The following is a 19,484-nucleotide window of genomic DNA, read 5'->3' on the forward strand; positions in this document are numbered from 1 at the left end:
TTATATTTTATTTTCGACAAATGCTGGCAGGCACACCATCACTTGTCTACCCCCTCATTTTCAGTCGATTCTAAATCAAGATTTATTACCAAACTAAAAATGAATGTATTTGTATATGATAAGCAAATATGACATATACATATCAATTATAACATAAAAATTATAATTTACGCTCTGTAAACTATAATTTTTATTAGCATTTTTCTATTCTTTGTCTACTTTCGTTACAAAAAAGTTACAGATTATTTTTTTAATCTAACTCGGATGGATTATTATTGATTTATTAGAAATAAATAGCAGAAAAAATACCTAGACTTTTTACAGTCTAGGCATTTTTAAATATATACGGAAAACAACTTATTGCTTACTTATTAAAGATTGACTGTCTGAAGTCATCTGTCTCACGAAGATAAGCATTGTAAATCTTCTTCTTGAGCAGGTTGACCCAGCTGGCATCAACACGGCTGGTAGCATTGGCAATGTTGCTCACATCCTCTGCTACTGCTGCGTCCATCAGCCTTTGCATGTCTGCATAAGAGCGAATGGTTACTTTCTTGGTACTGCTTGGATTTCTGAGTTCGTACTCGATGGTGATTGGCTTGAGCTTGGTCAGCTGATCAATCCGCTCCTTATACATAGCTTTCTTAAAGGCTACCCATGAGTCATATTCACCCTTAAATACATTTTCCAAGACTTTCTGGTCTGTCACGAGACCGACATCTCTTCCAGACCATCCGTCCCACGTTTTCTTGCCTTCATCGAAGGCTTCCTTAGAGTACTTACCAGAAACATAAGGGATAAATCCTTCATGGTAACCCTTGGCTGCCAGCAACTCGTAGGCTGTGCGGCGGAACATGACATCACCTGGCGCTCCATTTGGATTGCTCAAGGCTGAGTAGATTGGTGAGAAGAGACTGAGACTGAGATAGCCATTTCGTGCATATCTACCACTATCCTTGTTCTCCCGACGAGTGATGACATCATTGTCAATCAGGGAGTCAAAGGTCTTAAGCTTTTTGATTTCCTCAGCAGTGAAGCTTCGCGTCTGGTTTCCAGCATGGGTCTCCTTACCATACTTATCAGTAACGTAGTAATTCTCCATCTTTCTGAACCACTGGAGCTTAGCGTCATCACTTTGTTTGAGCATAGAAGTACCTTCTAGGTAATCCAGCGTGTAAATCATGTCAAACATACCATGGACATAGTGTTGCAGGTCTTCTGCATTTTGAACACGTTCCTTGAAGTTATATGTGTGTAGGCGCGTCTTAGAATCCTTATCCACCTTGAAGAGGGTATTAAGCGTAATAGTCGCCTCATCCGCACTCGGAGTGGACTGCAGGAGTCCGCGAGCATAGAGCTCAGCTCCCAGACCTTCACGACGGCTATTGCCCTCAAAGTAAATGCCACCGTCAGAGTTATGGGTCATTTCATGCGTGTAGACAGAGTTACCATAGTCTTCTAACAATTTAGCTGCATCAAAGTGGGTTACACTTCCTGTAGCATAGGCATTGTAGCCCTTGCTTGGATACCACTTGCCGGCTGGTCCAAAGAACTCCTGCATAGCCAGTGATTTTTTGTCATTAGCTGGAGCCCAATATTTTTGACCAGTCTTGTCAACCAATGAGAATCCATCGTAAACCAGAACAGAACGGAAGAGCTTGTCCTTGCTTTCATCGCTAAGAATCTTATACCAGAAGTCATAGTGATCGCGCTGGTATTCAGCTGTTTTTCTCACTCGGTCTTCGACAAATTCCGCTAGCTCTGCATCTGTCCGAACCCTGCCATTGGCATCAAGGCGATAACGATCATAAGCTCCCATGGAGATGGTGGACATATTGGAGATCGCATAAACACCCTTCTCAGTCATGGTCAAGAGTGGCAGGAGCATACCCTTGTGTTCCCAATTATCTGCAGTAATCTTGTCGTAAACGCCGACAGAATACTTGTTCTTGCCCTCAGCAGCATCCTGAAGCTGTCTAGCTTCCGCTACATCGGACTTAGCCTCAACGATGTAGGCTTTTGTATTGGTCTTGAGCCATTCATTATTGCTCTTGTCCGGCAGGAAGAGCTGACGATAGCCTTCCAGATAGTTAAAGAGTCCACGCTTACCAGTCGCTTCAGAAAGTGAGGCATCATAAGCCATATAGTTGTTCTTAGCTTTAAGATTGTTCATGCCTGACTTACCAAGTGAAATAATGGTATCTAAGGTTGAAGCATTATGATTTCCAAAGAAGTCAAATTTATAGGCCGACAAATCCTTGACATTGATATTGTCATAGTTGATATTATACCAACGGTTGAGATAAGTCAGACCAAGTAAGAAGGCTTCTTTATTGTCTTTAATTTGTTGAGCTATATAGTCTTCTACAACATTGCCTTCCGTATTGATAGACTTGTCCATAGCCAGTACCTTGCGCAGCTCTTCTGACAGCTTGGTCTTGACTTGGTCAAAGGCAGTATCCAGATAGAGATCATCCAGAGAAGTGTCAGCATTTACGCCTAAAACAGTTCGCATAGCCGGTGAGTCAAGGACAACCTTGTTCAACTCCGGCAGCACTTGATTGAGAATTCTGCTATAGTCTGATAGGAAAGCTTCTGGTGTATAAAGGAGGTCTAAGCCGTTGACAGTGTATTCAGCAATAGCTTTATATTTGAAATCTCCCTTGTAGGTCAGATTCAGATATTCAACCGTATTATCCTCAAAGTGCAGCATCAAGCGATTAATCGCTGTCTTGTTGCTATTGATATCAGTGATAATCTGGTTGCCCTTCATTGGAACAACATCCAGCAAGTACTCCTTATTGAGCTTGTGATTATCTGGAAGTTTATTTCCATAGGCAATGATGGTCTCCTTATTATAGAATGGAAGGAGTTTTTCCATGTTAGCATAAGCTATTAGACGGTCTTCTCGAACATTCTTTTCCTGGGCATAGTTGACAGAATAAAGGTTGAGATTCGTGTCTTCTAGCGTGGTCGTAATATCTAAGCTAGCTAGCTTCTCTTCTGCCTCGTTCAGAGTCAGTGTTGATGTGACAAACTTGTCATTTTCCAGTGTTGTATTTCCTTCAACGGTATAAGCTTCTGTGATACGGTTATTCTCATATCCCTGATCGCCAGAAATACTGTAAACATTTGTACCGCTGACATTGCTGATGACATTATCAATCAAGCCATTGAAGTAATTGGAACCAACCACACCACCAATCTGACCGTTCTTAGTAGAGTTTTGAATCTTTCCAGCTACATAAGAGCGGCTGATGCGGGCATTGTTTTCTAAACGGCCGACTAAACCGCCAAAGCGTTGGTTGTTGGCTCTAGCGCCTGCTAGAATGGTTACATCTGCCCTGCTTTGGCTAATCAAGGAGTTTCCTCCCTTAAGATTGGCAACCAAACCACCGACATTGTATTCTTTGCCCTGCTTATCATTGGACACGATAGTTCCAGTAAAGGAGCTATTGGTAATTTGGGTATTGTTAGCAATAACAACCAAACCTGCCACCTGTGAAGCATTTTCTTTTACTTCTACTCTACCTTGGACTGAAACGTCTGTGATTCGAGCCCCTTCTGCATTGCGGGCCAGGGCTGCTGAATCATAGGTTCCTACAATATTAACCTCTTTCAGGTCCAGATTGGAAATAGAAGAACCACTCTTGAGGTTTTCAAATAAAGGCTTAGCTAGATTATAAATCGCGTACTGCTTGCCATTATGATTACCTGTCAGACTGCCTGTGAAGTTCCCTTTGAGGTAGACATAGTCCGCAGGTGCCAGACTGACCTCGCTAGCATCCAAATCTGCTCCCAGAACATAGTTGCCAGCCATATTTTGCTTCATAGCGTCTACCAAACCAGCAAAGCTAGTGTAGACATTTTGTTGGCTAGGGACTGCCTTACTGATATAGAAGTCATAGCCAGACTTATAGGCTGTCTCACCTTCTTGGACCAGCTCAGGCAGAGAGACTGTTACTTTATAGACATCCCTGCCATCCTTATGGCTTTCCGCTATGCTGTGAACCGGCAGGAGCATTTCCTTAGATTCACTTGATTTGACTTTGACAAAATAGGTAGACAAATCCGTAGGCAAAGAGCTCATAGATACGACGCGCTTAAACTGGTCTGTTTCTTTTCTGTAAAACTCGACCGAATCAATATCTCGGAAGGCAATCTTCTTGTATTCCAATTCAAAATTGCGGCTGTCCGTTTCAAGGTCTGTGAAGCTGCCATTATCCAGTTCATAAGTCAGCTTGGTTTTTAGCGTATAACCTGTGTAGTAGTCTAAGTCGCCAATCTTCAGACTTCCTGCGAAATTGGTAATTGGAAGAGTACGAACAAGCTGATCTCCCTGGTACAATTCTGCAGTCGCTGAACGGAAGGACTGAGTCTGGTCTTCAAGTCTGTATTGAACCGTAATCGACTTGTCATCAGGATTTTCTGTCAGACTTAGAATGGAAACTGTTGGCTTGACTTTAGGTACTCCATTTAGAGCTTCTTTGGCTGCTGTCAGGCTAGCAAATGCTTGGTTGACCTGCACTTGTGTGGCAGTTTGATTGTTCAAAACTCCTTCTGCCTTGGTCAATTCGTCAGTATAAGCTGTCTGCTTATCTGAATCAGCATTTTTATATTTTGGAGCTGCTTTGATAATTGGATTTAAATCGTATTCATTTTGAAGAGCCGTTTTGACAACCTCAAGGCCACTTAACTGTGCCTTGGCTTGATTGATTTGTTCAACAAGCTGGTTGACTTCTGCTTGGCTGGCTTGTGATTGATTAAGAATCGCTTGACCTGCTGTCAAAGCAGTATCATAGCTAGATTGATGACTCTGACTATCGTTGAAATAACGCGCTTGGGCTTTGATTTGCTCCGCTTCCGCTAATAGATTATGCAGTGGAATTAAATCGAACTCCTCTAAGGCTGCTGCTTTTGGTGCTTCATTCGGTACCATGCTTGGCTTAGCGGTACCGACTTTGACAACTTGCGTCACTGGGGCTAGAGTTTCCTCGTTTGAGATCTCTTGACGGTCAATTTCTTGGCCATTGGAGTTGTAGATACGAGTCTTAATAGTGCGTTCACCTTGAACTCCTGGAGTCGCAATTTGACGGGCATCTCGAACAAGCTCGTCCGTTTCTTCTTCTCGAATTGTGAAGTTAACCTTTTCAACACGGGTCTCATCCGTGTAAGTCAACGGATATTCTGGAAGAGCGTCTGCTTTTGGTGGATCGTTTGGAACCATGGTTGGCTTAGCAGTTCCGACTTTGACAACTTGCGTAACTGGAGCTAGAGTTTCCTCATTCGATAACTCCTGACGGTCAACTTCTTGGCCGTTGGAGCTATAAACACGGGTCTTGATTGTTCTCTCACCTTCAACACCCGGAGTGGCGATTTGACGGGCATCTCGTACAAGTTCATCCGTCTCTTCTTCGTGAATGGTGAAGTTGATTTTTTCAACACGCGTTTCGTCGGTGTAAGTCAGTGGATACTCTGAAAGAGCGTCTGCTTTTGGTGGATCGTTTGGAACCATGGTTGGCTTAGCAGTTCCGACTTTGACAACTTGCGTAACTGGAGCTAGAGTTTCCTCGTTCGAAAGTTCTTGGCGGTCAACTTCTCGACCGTCTGAACTGTAGACACGAGTCTTAATCGTGCGTTCACCTTGGACACCCGGTGTTGCGATTTGGCGGACATCCTGTGGTAACTCATCAGTATATTGTTCCTCAATATTGAAGGCTACTTTTTCAACGCGGGTTTCGTCTGTGTAAGTCAGCGGATACTCTGGCAAAACGTCTGATTTTGGTGCATCGTTCGGTACCATATGCGGCTTAGCCGTTCCGACTTTGACAACTTGCGTTACTGGAGCTAGAGTTTCTTCATTGGAAAACTCTTGTCGGTCAACTTCTTGACCGTTGGAACTGTAGACACGGGTCTTGATAGTTCGCTCACCTTGAACTCCCGGAGTCGCTATTTGACGGGCATCACGAACCAATTCGTCCGTTTCTTCTTCACGAATGGTGAAGTTAATCTTCTCAACTCGAGTTTCGTCCGTGTAAGTCAACGCGTACTCTGGAAGAGTGTCTGCTTTCGGTGCATCGTTTGGAACCATGGTTGGCTTAGCCGTTCCGACTTTGACAACTTGCGTAACTGGAGCTAGAGTTTCCTCATTCGATAACTCCTGACGGTCAACTTCTTGACCGTTGGAACTGTAGATGCGAGTCTTAATGGTACGCTCACCCTGAATACCTGGGGTTGCGATTTGGCGGGCGTCTCGTACAAGTTCATCCGTCTCTTCTTCACGAATGGTAAAGTTGATTTTCTCTACGCGAGTTTCATCCGTATAAGTCAGCGGGTACTCTGGAAGAGCATCTGCTTTTGGTGCATCGTTTGGAACCATGCTTGACTTAGCCGTGCCAACTTTAACAATTTGTGTTACTGGAGCAAGAGTCTCTTCATTGGACAGTTCCTGACGGTCAACTTCTCGACCGTCTGAACTGTAGACACGAGTCTTAATCGTGCGTTCACCTTGGACACCCGGTGTTGCGATTTGGCGGACATCCTGTGGTAACTCATCAGTATATTGTTCCTCAATATTGAAGGCTACTTTTTCAACGCGGGTTTCGTCTGTGTAAGTCAGTGGATACTCTGGCAAAGCGTCTGCTTTTGGCGCATCGTTCGGTACCATGTTTGGTTTAGCAGTTCCGATTTTAACAACTTGTGTTACTGGAGCTAGAGTTTCTTCATTGGACAACTCTTGGCGGTCAATCTCCTGACCATTGGAGCTGTAAACACGGGTCTTGATTATTCGCTCGCCTTGCACTCCTGGAGTCGCAATCTGACGGGCGTCCTGTGGCAATTCATCAGTGTATTGTTCTTCAATATTGAAGGCAATTTTCTCAACACGCGTTTCATCTGTGTAAGTTAGCAGATATTCTGGCAAAGCGTCTGCTTTTGGCGCATCGTTCGGAACCATGGTTGGCTTAGCCGTTCCGACTTTGACAACTTGTGTTACTGGAGCTAGAGTCTCTTCATTGGACAGTTCTTGACGATCGATTTCCTGACCGTTGGAACTATAGACACGGGTCTTGATAGTTCGCTCACCTTGAACTCCCGGAGTCGCAATTTGACGAGCATCACGAACAAGTTCATCCGTTTCTTCTTCACGAATGGTAAAGTTGATTTTTTCAATACGAGTTTCGTCGGTATAAGTCAGCGGATATTCTGGAAGAGCGTCTGCTTTTGGTGCATCGTTAGGTACCATGTTTGGCTTAGCTGTTCCGACTTTGACAATTTGCGTTACTGGAGCTAAGGTTTCTTCGTTGGACAATTCTTGGCGGTCGATTTCTTGACCATTAGAGCTGTAAACGCGAGTCTTAATCGTCCGTTCGCCCTCAACTCCTGGAGTGACGATTTGACGGGCATCGCGAACCAATTCGTCCGTCTCTTTTTCACGAATAGTATAGTTGATTTTCTCTACACGCGTTTCGTCCGTGTAAGTCAATGGGTATTCTGGTAGCTCTTCAACCTTTGGTGCGTCAGCCGGAATCAGACTTGACTTACTTGTACCGACCTTAATAATTTGAGTGACTGCTGCAAGAATTTCTTCATCCGACAAAACTTGGCGGCCAACCTCTTGGCCATTCGAGGTATAGATACGAGTGGTAATCGCCCGCTCACCCTGTACACCTGGTGTGACAATTTGGCGACTGCCTTCTGGAATTTCATCTGTATACTGTTCTTCGACGGAAAAATCGATCTTTTTTCTTCTTGTTTCATCCGTTGCAGTCAGCTCTAATTCTGGGGCTTGATGCACGGGTGCTTCATCTGGTGCGGTACCGTAAGTTGTTAGTTCCGGAACTTCTTGTATTGGAGCGGTGTCTGGTGCAGTGCCATAAGTCGTTAGCTCAGGCACTTCTTGAACCGGTGCAGTATCTGGCGTTGTGCCATAAGTGGTTAACTCCGGAGCTTCTTGTACTGGCGCTGTATCTGGTGTAGTGCCATAGGTCGTCAATTCTGGGACTTCTTGCACTGGTGCTGTATCTGGTGCCGTTCCATAAGTGGTTAACTCTGGAGCTTCTTGTACTGGCGCTGTATCTGGTATTGTACCATAAGTCGTCAATTCTGGGACTTCTTGCACTGGTGCTTCATTTGGTACAGATTTTACTGCAGCAGTTCCGACCAACACAATTTCCGAAACTGGCTCTGCAGTTACCTGGTCTGAAACCACTTCGCTTTTTACAATTTCTTTACCAGCAATATAATTGCGAGTGACGACAGTACGTGTACCAGCGACACCTGCACGAACGATCTGAGATTGTCCCTCTGCGAGCTCATTTGAATATTGGTATTCTGTTTGATAAGGCAGAACTTGGGTTTGGCTGCTTTCTTGGCTCTTGAATTCCAATTCTGGTACTTCAGTGACTGGAGAAAGCCGAGCAAATTCACGTTCTTTGGCAGCAATAATCTCTTTTTCTTGCTCTGTCAGTTTCTCTGTTTCAGTAGATACAGGCTTGTTGGCAGTACCCTGATTCCCAGAAAGACCAGCAGATTTGCCAGCCTGCTGATCGACTTCGACAGCTGACAAGTCCTTTTGTGCCGTAGGAAGCTGATGACTTTCTGCTGCGTTCGCCTTGCCCTGTTCACCGCTTTTCAGATAGCCGACATACTCAAAACCAGCAATCTCTAAAGGCTCAGGCAACTTGTCTCCTACTGTCAAATTTAGCCTTTGATTGTAGGCGGCTAATTCAATATTGGTCACTGTAAATACAGAAGGAGCTAGGAGAATAGAGCCTAGACCTGTCACCAGCAAAATAGAAGACAGGTATTGCTTACCATTTCTACCTCGTGCAATGACTAAGACTGCTAAAGTCAGCCCAGCAGCTGCAAAAGTTGCTTCCCACAGACTTGAGTAGCCTGTCTTTGGCAAACTTTTTGCCGAAAGCCCCTGGGTCATTGGACGGTAAACCAGGTAATAAGCATCAGAGTTTTCTTCCACAAACTTTGGAAGCTCCTTAACAACAGCATTCTTCTCTGCTTCAGTTAGTTCAGACTCTACTACGTAGTGATACTGGACTGGAACGGTTTTGCCAGCTGAGACTTCTGCAGCCTCAACCGTGCTTATATTTCCCCCTATTCCGGTACTCAAAAAGAAGCTTCCGATAGTGGCAGAAACCAATCCTACTGATAACTTTCTAAAAGAATAGCGCTGGAGCGTATCACCAGTGATTCTTTTTTCCATAATAATTCCCTTTTCTCCATATAATAATCTCTTAATAATCTCTTAAAATTTTACAGAATTTCCTATAAAAATTCAATGCTTTTGCTTAAAAATATATCTTTGAAGACTAAAATCATCATGTTTTTGAACAGCCTGAAAATAGTGTTCATTTTTACTAAAAAAATAAAAACAAATCTTCAGTTAGAAAATCTGTTTTTTTAGTGTGATTTATTTTGTTACAAATCCAACTCAAAGAGACCATACTCATGCTTGTCTCCTTGCAGTTCTGCCGCATAGTGGCGCGTGACGGTTTTTTGATGAATCAAGGCTCCAATAGCTGAGGCTTGACGCTTCTGCGCTTCTTTAAAAATCGGATAGGCCAAGGCAGAGCCCAATCCCAAGAATTCCTCATCTACCCCTAGATACATAATCATATAGCGTTTTGGGAAACGCTTGGTCCAAAAAAGTTTAGCTAGGTTGAGAAGAGTCAGTTTTTGATAAACCAGAGAACCGTAGTCCGGCATAGCAATCAGAAAACCAGCAAGCTTGCCCTCCTTATAGGCCAGCTTAACCATGGAAAAGTCAAGAATATACTGGTATTTTTGGAAAATCTGACTGAACTGCTGACTGGAAATAGACCGATAAATCGGAAAATCTTGATAGAGTCGATTGAGTAGTTCGAAAACCTGCAGCGAAGCTTGATCCCACTCCTTTTTCTTTGGAGAGCAAATAGTGAATCCCGCTTCTTCAAAAGACTCAAATCGATGAGCTAGCTTGACCTGATGAGTTTGATTGCTGACCTTGGGATAAAAATTAGACAGATAGCGCTCCTTGAGCTCAAAACCAGCAGCCTTCCATAGCTCAGGATAATAGGCTGGATTATGAGGTTCCCCTGTAAAAGGCACATCCTCCGTTCCAGAAAGCTGCATTCGATAGCCTAGCCAAAAACTTGCCTGTACGGGACCGATTATCTTAATCGCTCCGAGACTGCGAGCAAAACCTGCTAAATGCTCAATAAAAGCAGATGCAATTTGCTGGTCATTGATTGACTCAAAAAATCCCAAGTAAGCAGCCTCATCGTTTGGATAGAAGGTCAGGAGGCCTCGAATGCAGGGCTGACTGTTCATATAGCCAACAAAGGCATAGGTATCTAAGTCAGAACTCAGCGGGTGACTGCCCTCAATCAAAGCCAGTTCTTCCTCTAAAATCAGCCCGGCATCCATTGGTCGATAAGCCGCATCTAGCAGTGAAGACTTGCAAAAGATCATATTCAGAACTCCAGCCAGAATGACCGGCATCAGGGTGATATATAAGGCAAGAATCGAACGCATACTTATTTCCTATTCTCTTTATGAAAATCTGCTTGAAAAGATTAAGAGACTTCTCAAACTTTTATGAATTCATTATATCATAAGGCTCTAAAGCCCTTACACAACAAACTGTCAACATCTGTCTCATCTGATAGTGGTACAAAAAAATCGCTATTCTAAAATGTTGCTTCCCGTCGCATCTGTAACTGCCTGATTTTTTTAGACATCCTAAGAGTTAGTATCAACTAAGCAAGATTGCAGATAATATGTCAATCAATCTTCCTTTTATTATAAAAGGCTTTTAAAAATTTGTAAAGAAGGGTTTTATAATTCAAAGTAAAAAACCAGCTTTTCTAGCTGGTTTGTCAGTTTATCCCCTATCATCATAGCCATTTGGATGACTGGAATGCCATTTCCAAGCAGTTTCGATAATGGTTTCGATATTGTCAAATTTCGGCTGCCAGCCCAGAACTTTTCTGGCCTTCTCAGAGGAAGCAATCAGCGTATCCGGATCCCCTGGGCGCCGCTCTGCTATTTCCAAAGGAATAGGATGGCCGGTCACTTTGCGAGCTGCTTCTACAATCTGCAGGTTGGAAAATCCAGTCGAAGAGCCAAGGTTAAAGGCATCTGAAGCCTGTCCTGCACGCAGATGCTCAACAGCCAGAATATGGGCATTAGCTAAGTCGAAAGGATGGACATAATCGCGGACATTGGTCCCGTCCGGAGTATCATAATCATCCCCAAAAACGGCAATCTTCTCACGTTTGCCCTGAGCCACTTGCAACACAATGGGCAGGAGATGGGTTTCAGGTCCGTGGTCCTCACCGATAGAGCCGTCAGGTTTGGCACCGGCCACATTGAAATAACGCAGGGCTACAAACTTGATACCATAGGCTTTATCTGCCCAGCGCATAATGGTCTCCATCATAAGCTTGCTCTCACCATAAGGATTGATCGGCTTTTGAGGAGTCGTTTCCAGAATCGGAACTTCCTCAGGAATACCATAAGTCGCCGCTGTTGAAGAGAAGACAATATTTTTAACACCGCATTCCTGCATGACCTCCAAAAGAGAAACCATGCCGGCTGTGTTATTGTCAAAATACTTGAGCGGATCTGACATAGACTCTGCCACCAGTGAAAAAGCTGCAAAGTGAATGACTGCATCGATAGATGGATGTTTGGCAAAGACATCACGCATAAAGTCCTTATCCGCCAAATCCCCCTCATAAAAGACCGCTTTCGGATGGACGGCTGCCCGATGGCCAGTCACCAAATTATCAACGACAACTACCTCTTCCTTGCCTGCCGCTACCAGACGGTCTACCATGTGCGAGCCGATATAGCCAGCTCCACCTAATACTAAAATTGCCATAAAACTTCCTTTCCCTGTTACGCTAGATTCATTATAACACATTTCCTAGGGCTGGATGCCGACGGATTGGACGAAGCGCATGAAAGCCTCCTGCCCTTCCTCTGTTCGCTTGTAAACTCCCGCATCTTCCAACACACGGCTGAAAATTTGTCCAACCGAGGCCTGAACTACTCCTTCCACTGTCTCAGCGGTAACATCTGGATTCTGGTCTTTGAGTTGATTGGCCCACTCCTTATGATAGGCCGCAACCTGACAGTCTTCTCCCAGCAAGAAAAGTTCCACCTGCTTGAGTTCTTCCTTGAGCCGAGGCGGGAGAATAGCCAGTCCCATAACCTCAATCAGACCGATATTTTCTTTCTTAATATGCTGGACATCCCTATGAGGATGGTAAATGCCGTCTGGATGTTCTGGGGAAGTTTGATTGTCCCGCAAGACCAAGTCTAGCTCAAAAGATCCATCTTTTCTGCGCGCAATCGGTGTGATAGTATGGTGAGGCTCACCCTCAGACTCTGCCAAGACCTGCACACTCGGGTCAGAATAAGTCCGCCAAGCTTGCAAGATCTTGTCAGCCAACTCAATCAACTGTTCCTTCTTCTCAGACCTTAGACGAATAACGGACATAGGCCACTTGACAATGCCTGCCTCCACCTCTTCAAAGCCGCTAAAGGTAAAGCTGCAATCCAGCTCTGCTATTTCCATAGGGAAGGTGTGACGTCCTCCCTGATAGTGGTCGTGGGTCAGGATAGAGCCACCAACAATCGGCAGATCGGCGTTGGAGCCAGCGAAATAACCCGGAAAGGTCTCCACGATTTCCAGCAAGCGCTCAAAGGTCAGCCGACTGATAGCCATGGGAAGGTGCTGGCTGTGTAGAAAGATGCAATGCTCATTAAAGTAGGCATAGGGCGAATACTGGAAGCCCCATTCCTGTCCAGCCAAGTCAAATCGGACAATCCGATGGTTGGCGCGGGCTGGGTGGTCCAAGCGACCTTGGTAACCTTCATTTTCCATGCAAAGCTGGCAGGCCGGATAATGGCTGTTCTTAGCCTTTTTAGCTGCCGCAATTTCCTTTGGATCCTTTTCTGGCTTAGAGAGATTGATGGTGATTTCCAAATCTCCATATTCTGTTGGCACTTTGAAAGCAATGTTTTTAGCAATAGCCTTGACCTTGATATAGTCATTTTTTTGACTAAGCTGGTAAAAATCAGCTACAGCTTGCTCGGGATTGGAGGCATAAGTCATCCAGAAGTCCCGATTGAGCTGGCTAGGGGCTGGGGTGATGAAGTTCATCAGCTCTGCTCCCAGTATATCCTGCTCAGCCAGAGTATCACCAATCTTCCCATTCTTCATAGCTACAGCTACCAAGTCATCCTTCAGATCAATTAGCTGCTCAGCCTCTGTCTCCTGCTCTGCCACTGTCTCTCCAACTAAAGCCATGACACGATTGCTCAGATAAATGGTGTCCATTTCCTCAAAAGTACTATTGTCAATCACTGCAGATACAAAAGCAGTCAGTAACTTCTTGGACATAGATCTTCCTTTCTTTTGCTAGTAAAGAGAGTGGGACAGAAATCGGTAATTCGTTAGAATTCGATTTCGTCGTCCCACCTCCGCACAGTTGAGTAGGGCTGTAAAAGCTGATGAAATCAGCGTAGTAGAGCCCACTCAACCACTGCGTCTTGCTCGACAATCCAAAGACAATTGAGAGGCTAGGACTTTTGTCCCAGACCCAAGTTTCTTTTCTGCCATTTAATCCAGCACTCGGCTTCCGCCAGCTACTTCTGCAATGTAAAAGCTAGGGGCGTAGCCGACAACCTCTTGATACTTGCGGCCGACATTTTCTTTGAAAGATTCCACCGCATCCTTAGCAACTAAAGCAATGGCGCAGCCGCCGAAGCCTGCTCCAGTCATACGAGCCCCCAGAACACCTTCTTGCTCCCAGGCCGTGTGAACCAAAGTGTCCAGCTCTAGACCAGTCACTTCATAGTCATGCTCCAATGAAACGTGGGAAGCATTCATGAGACGGCCAAATTTTTCAAGATTGCCTGCCTGCAAAGCTGCCCGTGCTTGCAAAGTACGTTGATTTTCTAAAACAGCATGGCGAGCCCGTTTGAGACGATTTTCGTCCTCAATCAGATAGCTATACTCGTCAAAGTCCCACTCGCCCAACTCACCCAAGGTCGCGATAGACAGCTTGCGGTTAAGTTCTTCAACAGCTTTTTCACACTCAGCACGACGTTCATTGTACTTAGAGTCAGCCAGCTCACGACGCTTATTGGTATTCATAATCACTACGACATTGTCCTTGAGATCAAGCGGTACCAAATCATACTCAAGAGTATTGGTGTCTAGGTAAATAGCTCGCTGGTCAGCACCCATTCCGATAGCAAACTGGTCCATAATACCAGAATTAACCCCGATAAATTCATTCTCAGTTAATTTACCGATTTTCACTAGATCCAAACGTTCCAACTGCAAATCAAAGAGTTTTTCAGCAATAACACCCGTCAAAAGCTCTATAGATGCAGAAGAAGACAAGCCAGATCCGTTGGGAATATTTCCATAAACATAGATATCCATCCCTCGGTCAATCTTATGACCCGCCTCCTGCAGAAAATGAAGAACTCCTTTTGGATAGTTGGTCCAGTTATGCTCAGGCTCAAAGTGCAGGTTTTCCAGTGACACTTCAATAATCCCTTTTTCTTCAAAATTCCCTGAGAAGAATCGCAAGAGCTGATCGTCCCGCTTGCGAGCCGCTCCGTATGTTCCTAGAGAAATTGCTGCAGGAAAGACATGGCCGCCGTTATAGTCCGTATGCTCACCAATCAGATTGATCCGACCAGGTGAAAAGAATGTGTGATCCGCTTCTACTCCAAAAACTTTGGCAAAATCTGCGCGGACTTGCTCCGCTGAAATTAGGTTTGACATAAGCTAAACTCCTTTAAAATAAATGATCGACATTGTAATCGTTTTCTTATATTTATTATAACTGTTTCCGAGTAAAACTTCAATAAATTTAGTAAAATTTTACTAATTTCATAGATATATTTTTTGTAAAAATCCAAACAGTAATCTGTCTGGATTATTTTATAAGGAGCAATAGATTAGAAAATATTGTCTTCCGTCTCAGCATCAAAGTAATGCGCCTTGTTTAGGTCGAAGCCAATTTTAATACTGCTTCCGGTATTCATATGATCACGTGCATCAACTTTGGCAACAAACTCACTGCCACCAACCGCACAGTAGAGGTGAGACTCCGCTCCAAGCAACTCGGAAACAGAAATCTTCGCAGTTAGAACCGACTCAGGGAAGGTTTCCAGAAAGGCTGGTTCCATCTTGATATCTTCCGGACGAATACCAAAAATCAACTTATTGCCTTCATAGCCCTTCTCCCGCAACCCCTTAAGATTTCCCTCTGGGACTTGGAGACTGAAGTCTCTGTTTGGTCCGACAAGACGGCCATCTTCCAGTGTCACTTCAAAGAAGTTCATAGCTGGGCTGCCAATGAAGCCGGCAACGAACTTATTAACTGGGTTGTTATAGACTTCCTGAGGCGTACCAATCTGTTCCACTCGTCCAATCGTTCCAGTTCCAGCAGGATTCTTGGTCGCTGACATGATAACGATACGATCCGCCAAGGTCATAGCTTCAGTCTGGTCGTGGGTAACATAAATAGTAGTTGCCCCGATACGGCGGTGAATCTTGGCAATCTCCGCCCGCATAGAAACACGCAGCTTAGCATCCAAGTTAGACAGAGGCTCATCCATAAGGAAAACCTTTGCATCCCGAACGATTGCGCGTCCCATAGCTACCCGCTGACGCTGACCACCAGACAAATCAGCTGGCTTGCGCTGCAAGAATTCCTTCAAGCCTAAGATTTCTGCTGCTTCATTAACTCGTTTGTCAATATCTTCCTTGCTGTACTTGCGCAACTTGAGACCAAAGGCCATGTTATCATAGACAGTCATGTGTGGATAAAGGGCATAGTTCTGGAAGACCATAGCGATATCACGGTCTTTTGGCGCCACATCATTGACCACTGTACCGTCAATAGAGGCAGTTCCTTCTGTAATATCCTCCAAGCCTGCAATCATACGCAGCGTAGTTGATTTTCCGCAACCGGACGGACCAACGAATACGATAAATTCCTTGTCCTTGATATCTAGATTGAAGTCTTCCACTGAGTAGTGGTCGCTGTTGGGATATTTTTTATAGATATTTTTCAGATTTAATTCTACCATTCTTCTTCTCTTTTCTTATCTCTATTCAAAAGTGATAGCTTGGCCATTTTCACTAGCGCTATATGTCAATTCTTTGAGGTTGATAACTACTTGAGCAGTGACTGACTTATCTGCATTGCTACGGACAATCCGGAGGCTATTTTCATCCAATAGATTCACTTCAATAGTGCCATCTAGGTCAAAGGCAGCAGACTGGTTCCGGTAACTGAAAAGCTTGAGCAAGGCTTGCACAACTGGACGCTTGACTTCTTCAGCAATCTCCTCATTACTGTAATAATGACGGTTGATATTGCGGCCTTCCTTAGTGTTTTCTAGCAGTTCAAGGTCATTTTTCCCAGCTAAGAAACCAACATAATAGACCTGTGGAATCCCTGGAGCAAAAGCCTGAATCAGACGGCTAATGAAGTACTTCTTGTCGTCATCGCCCAGAGCTGAGTAGTAAGTCGAGTTAATCTGGTAAATGTCCAGATTATTGTACTCAGCTGAGGAATACTTACGCTTGACATTGGCCCCGACCTTATATAGTTCATTGGTTGCAAAGTCAATTTCTTCATCAGACAGAATATCCTTAACATCAACAACCCCAATACCATCGTGAGTATCCAGTGTTGTGAATTGCTTCATAGGACTCATTTCAAGCCACTTGACTAGACGCTCAGCTTTACCACTGTATAGAGAATAAAGAGTTACCATCGGCAGCGTAAAATCATAGACAAAGTAGCCATGCTCTGCAATCTTGAACTGGATAGAATAATGCTCATGAATTTCTGGTAAAATATCCGTCCCAAACTCAGCCGCTTGCTGCTGGACTTTTTCTAATAGATCCCAGATTTCTGGCTCAACAAAGAAATCATTGGTATCTAACTTTTTGACTGCATAGGCAAATGCATCTAAACGAATCAGATCACAGCCATGCTCTGACAGTTGACGCAATGTTTTCTTGATGAAATCATTAGTTACCTGACTGCGAACATCTAGATCAATCTGCTCTTCACCAAAGGTGTTCCACAGATACTCAGTGCTTCCATCTTCAAAGACGATTTCCTGCTTAGGTGCACGATCCTTACGCTTATAAATCAAATCAACATCAGCTTGCGTCGGACGATTTTCTGGCCAAAACTTATCCCAGCTGAGAAAGAGGTCACGATACTCACTCTGATCCTTCTTTTCCTGAAAATCCTTATAATACTTGGACTGGCGTGAGATGTGGTTGATCATAAAGTCAAACATGAGATAATATTTCTCACCCAGCTTTTCTACATCCTCCCAGTCACCAAAGGCTGAATCAACCTCTTCATAGTCTACTGGGGCGAATCCCCGGTCACCAGTTGATGGGAAGAAAGGGAGTAAATGAACTCCTCCAACAGCATCGCCAAAATGCTTTTCTAAATTGTCATATAAATCTTTTAAATTCTCCCCCAGGCTGTCTGAGTAAGTAATCAGCATGGTCTTATTTTGAATAGCCATAGTCTTCTCCTCTAAAATCTTGTCTTATATACTCTTTCCCGTGCGCTGAATAGAACACGCCCTAAGCTCTGTGCGAAAAAGATGAATCTTCCACAGCCGTTACAAATTCAATAGTTTACGGATGTGGTTGCCTTTGTATGCACTGTGAGCTTTTTACGGTCTTTGTATCTTGAGCTTACTTCACTGCCCCATTGCTCATTCCAGCAATAATGTTGCGCTGGAAGATGAGATAAACGATAGTAATGGTGATAATCCCAACAACATAAGAAGCAAAGCTCGGTCCATAATCATTAAAGTATTGACCTGTGTAGTTATATTGGAAGAGTGGCAGAGTCCACATCTTGGAGTCTTTATTGAGTACCAAGAGAGGAAGCATGAAGTCATTCCAGAACCAGAGGGCATTGATAATCATGGTTGTCGCATGCATGGGTTTCATCATAGGAAAGATAATCTTAAAATAAGTTGTAAACTTTCCAGCACCGTCAATTTCTGCTGCCTCATCCAGACTGTCCGGAATGGAAATCTTAATGTAGCCTACATAGAGAAAGAGAGTCTGTGGAACAGCGTAAGCCAGATAGAGGATAATTAATCCCCAAGTGTTGGCTAGTCCTAGCTTACTCATCATAACTGTAATAGGAATCATGATAACTTGAAAAGGAACAAAAATCCCTAAAATCAAAAGCGTATACATAATACCAAAAGCTTTTCTCTTAGACATATTACGAGCGATAGAGTAAGCAGCCATGGGAATAAAAATCATGACAACAGCCAAAGATAGAACCGTGATTACAATTGAATTCCAATAGTAGCCTCCGATACCATCAGCCAAAAGGCGTTGGAAATTTTCTAAGGTCGGTTGAGTCGGAAATCCGAAAAAATTATTAACGATGTCTTTTGTAGACTTAAAGGAACTAAATATTGTTGCTAAGAGTGGAATTAAAATGATAATAGACCCCAGTATTAGCAAGATATATTTACTAAAATTAGCTTTTCTTTCTGCATTTTTCATCGGGCTTCTCCTCTTAGATTTCAAATTTCTTAGATACTCTCAACTGGACAATAGAAATAACCGCAATCAAGAGAAACAAGATAACAGCAATGGCATTGGCATAACCAAATTGATTGCTCTTAAAAGCATAGTTGTATACCAGAAGTCCTAGAGAGGTGGTCGCATTATTCGGACCGCCGCCTGTCATGGCAAAGACCTGGTCAAACGCTGTCAAACCACCTTTTAGAGCCAAGATAAAGACCATGGAAACGCTTGGTAGGAGATAAGGAAGTTCCACCTTCCAAAAGATTTGTTTGCTGCTAGCTCCATCAATTCGAGCTGCTTCTGTAATCTCAGTCGGGATAGACTGAAGGCCAGCTAAGAAGATGATAATAGGCATGGCTACCCCTTGCCAAAGCAAGACGAAGATTGCTGCAAAGATTGCACCGCCATTCGTTCCTAGAAGGCTGGTTTTAAGAAATTCAATTCCTAAGGAATTCCCTATAGCTGGCAATCCGTAGTTGAAAAGTTGCTTAAAGATAAGAGCCACAGTCAATCCAGATAGGACAGCTGGGAAGAAAAACCAAGCTCGGAAGAAAGTCTTCCCCTTTATCTTCGAGTTGAGAGCTCGGGCTATCCAGATCCCCAGCATAATCTCACCAACCACCATACAAATAGTAATGATCAATGTAAATCCTATCGCGTTCATAAACTTAGGATCGCTCATGAGGAGCATAAAGTTATTGAGTCCGACAAACTTATAATTATAGGTCAAACCAGTCCAGTTTGTCAGGCTGTAGAAGGCACCCTGAAACATGGGCACATAAAAGAATACAGCCTGTAGTACAAGGGGAACTAGGACAAAGAGCCAACCCCAATATTTCTCAATCAATTTTTTCATAGTAGATCT

9 protein-coding genes are annotated in these 19,484 nt (G+C 43.9%); all 9 read right to left on the reverse strand.

All coding sequences use genetic code 11. From position 1 onward, the window contains the following. Positions 1-364: 364 nt before the first annotated feature. A complete protein-coding gene (locus tag RYK49_RS07460; protein ID WP_314865365.1) occupies positions 365-9,220 on the reverse strand; it encodes a ZmpA/ZmpB/ZmpC family metallo-endopeptidase in 8,856 nt (2,951 codons plus the stop codon). Positions 9,221-9,435: 215 nt separating this feature from the next. After that, positions 9,436-10,530 (reverse strand): hypothetical protein, encoded by a 1,095-nt coding sequence (locus RYK49_RS07465; RefSeq protein WP_314830427.1) that lies wholly within the window; start codon positions 10,528-10,530, stop codon positions 9,436-9,438. A 349-nt stretch (positions 10,531-10,879) separates the two neighbouring features. Beyond that, entirely contained in the window at positions 10,880-11,881 is a 1,002-nt protein-coding gene (gene galE, locus RYK49_RS07470) for a UDP-glucose 4-epimerase GalE (protein ID WP_314830426.1), read from the reverse strand. Between the two features lie 45 nt (positions 11,882-11,926). After that, on the reverse strand, positions 11,927-13,408 hold the full coding sequence (galT, locus tag RYK49_RS07475; RefSeq protein ID WP_314865367.1) for a UDP-glucose--hexose-1-phosphate uridylyltransferase: 1,482 nt from the start codon (positions 13,406-13,408) through the stop codon (positions 11,927-11,929). A 219-nt stretch (positions 13,409-13,627) separates the two neighbouring features. Then, positions 13,628-14,806 carry a galactokinase gene (locus tag RYK49_RS07480; protein WP_314831192.1) on the reverse strand — a complete coding sequence of 393 codons (1,179 nt, stop codon included), beginning with the start codon at positions 14,804-14,806 and terminating at the stop codon, positions 13,628-13,630. Between the two features lie 176 nt (positions 14,807-14,982). Beyond that, positions 14,983-16,119, reverse strand: a complete 1,137-nt coding sequence (locus RYK49_RS07485; protein ID WP_314831191.1) for a sn-glycerol-3-phosphate ABC transporter ATP-binding protein UgpC — start codon at positions 16,117-16,119, stop codon at positions 14,983-14,985. Between the two features lie 21 nt (positions 16,120-16,140). Continuing rightward, positions 16,141-17,586, reverse strand: a complete 1,446-nt coding sequence (gtfA, locus tag RYK49_RS07490) for a sucrose phosphorylase (RefSeq protein WP_314831190.1) — start codon at positions 17,584-17,586, stop codon at positions 16,141-16,143. Between the two features lie 175 nt (positions 17,587-17,761). Further along, positions 17,762-18,595 (reverse strand): carbohydrate ABC transporter permease, encoded by an 834-nt coding sequence (locus tag RYK49_RS07495; RefSeq protein WP_314831189.1) that lies wholly within the window; start codon positions 18,593-18,595, stop codon positions 17,762-17,764. Between the two features lie 13 nt (positions 18,596-18,608). Next, entirely contained in the window at positions 18,609-19,475 is an 867-nt protein-coding gene (locus tag RYK49_RS07500) for a sugar ABC transporter permease (RefSeq protein WP_314831188.1), read from the reverse strand. Positions 19,476-19,484 lie beyond the last annotated feature (9 nt).

It is taken from the genome of uncultured Streptococcus sp. (genome assembly GCF_963525625.1).
Lineage (GTDB): Bacteria > Bacillota > Bacilli > Lactobacillales > Streptococcaceae > Streptococcus.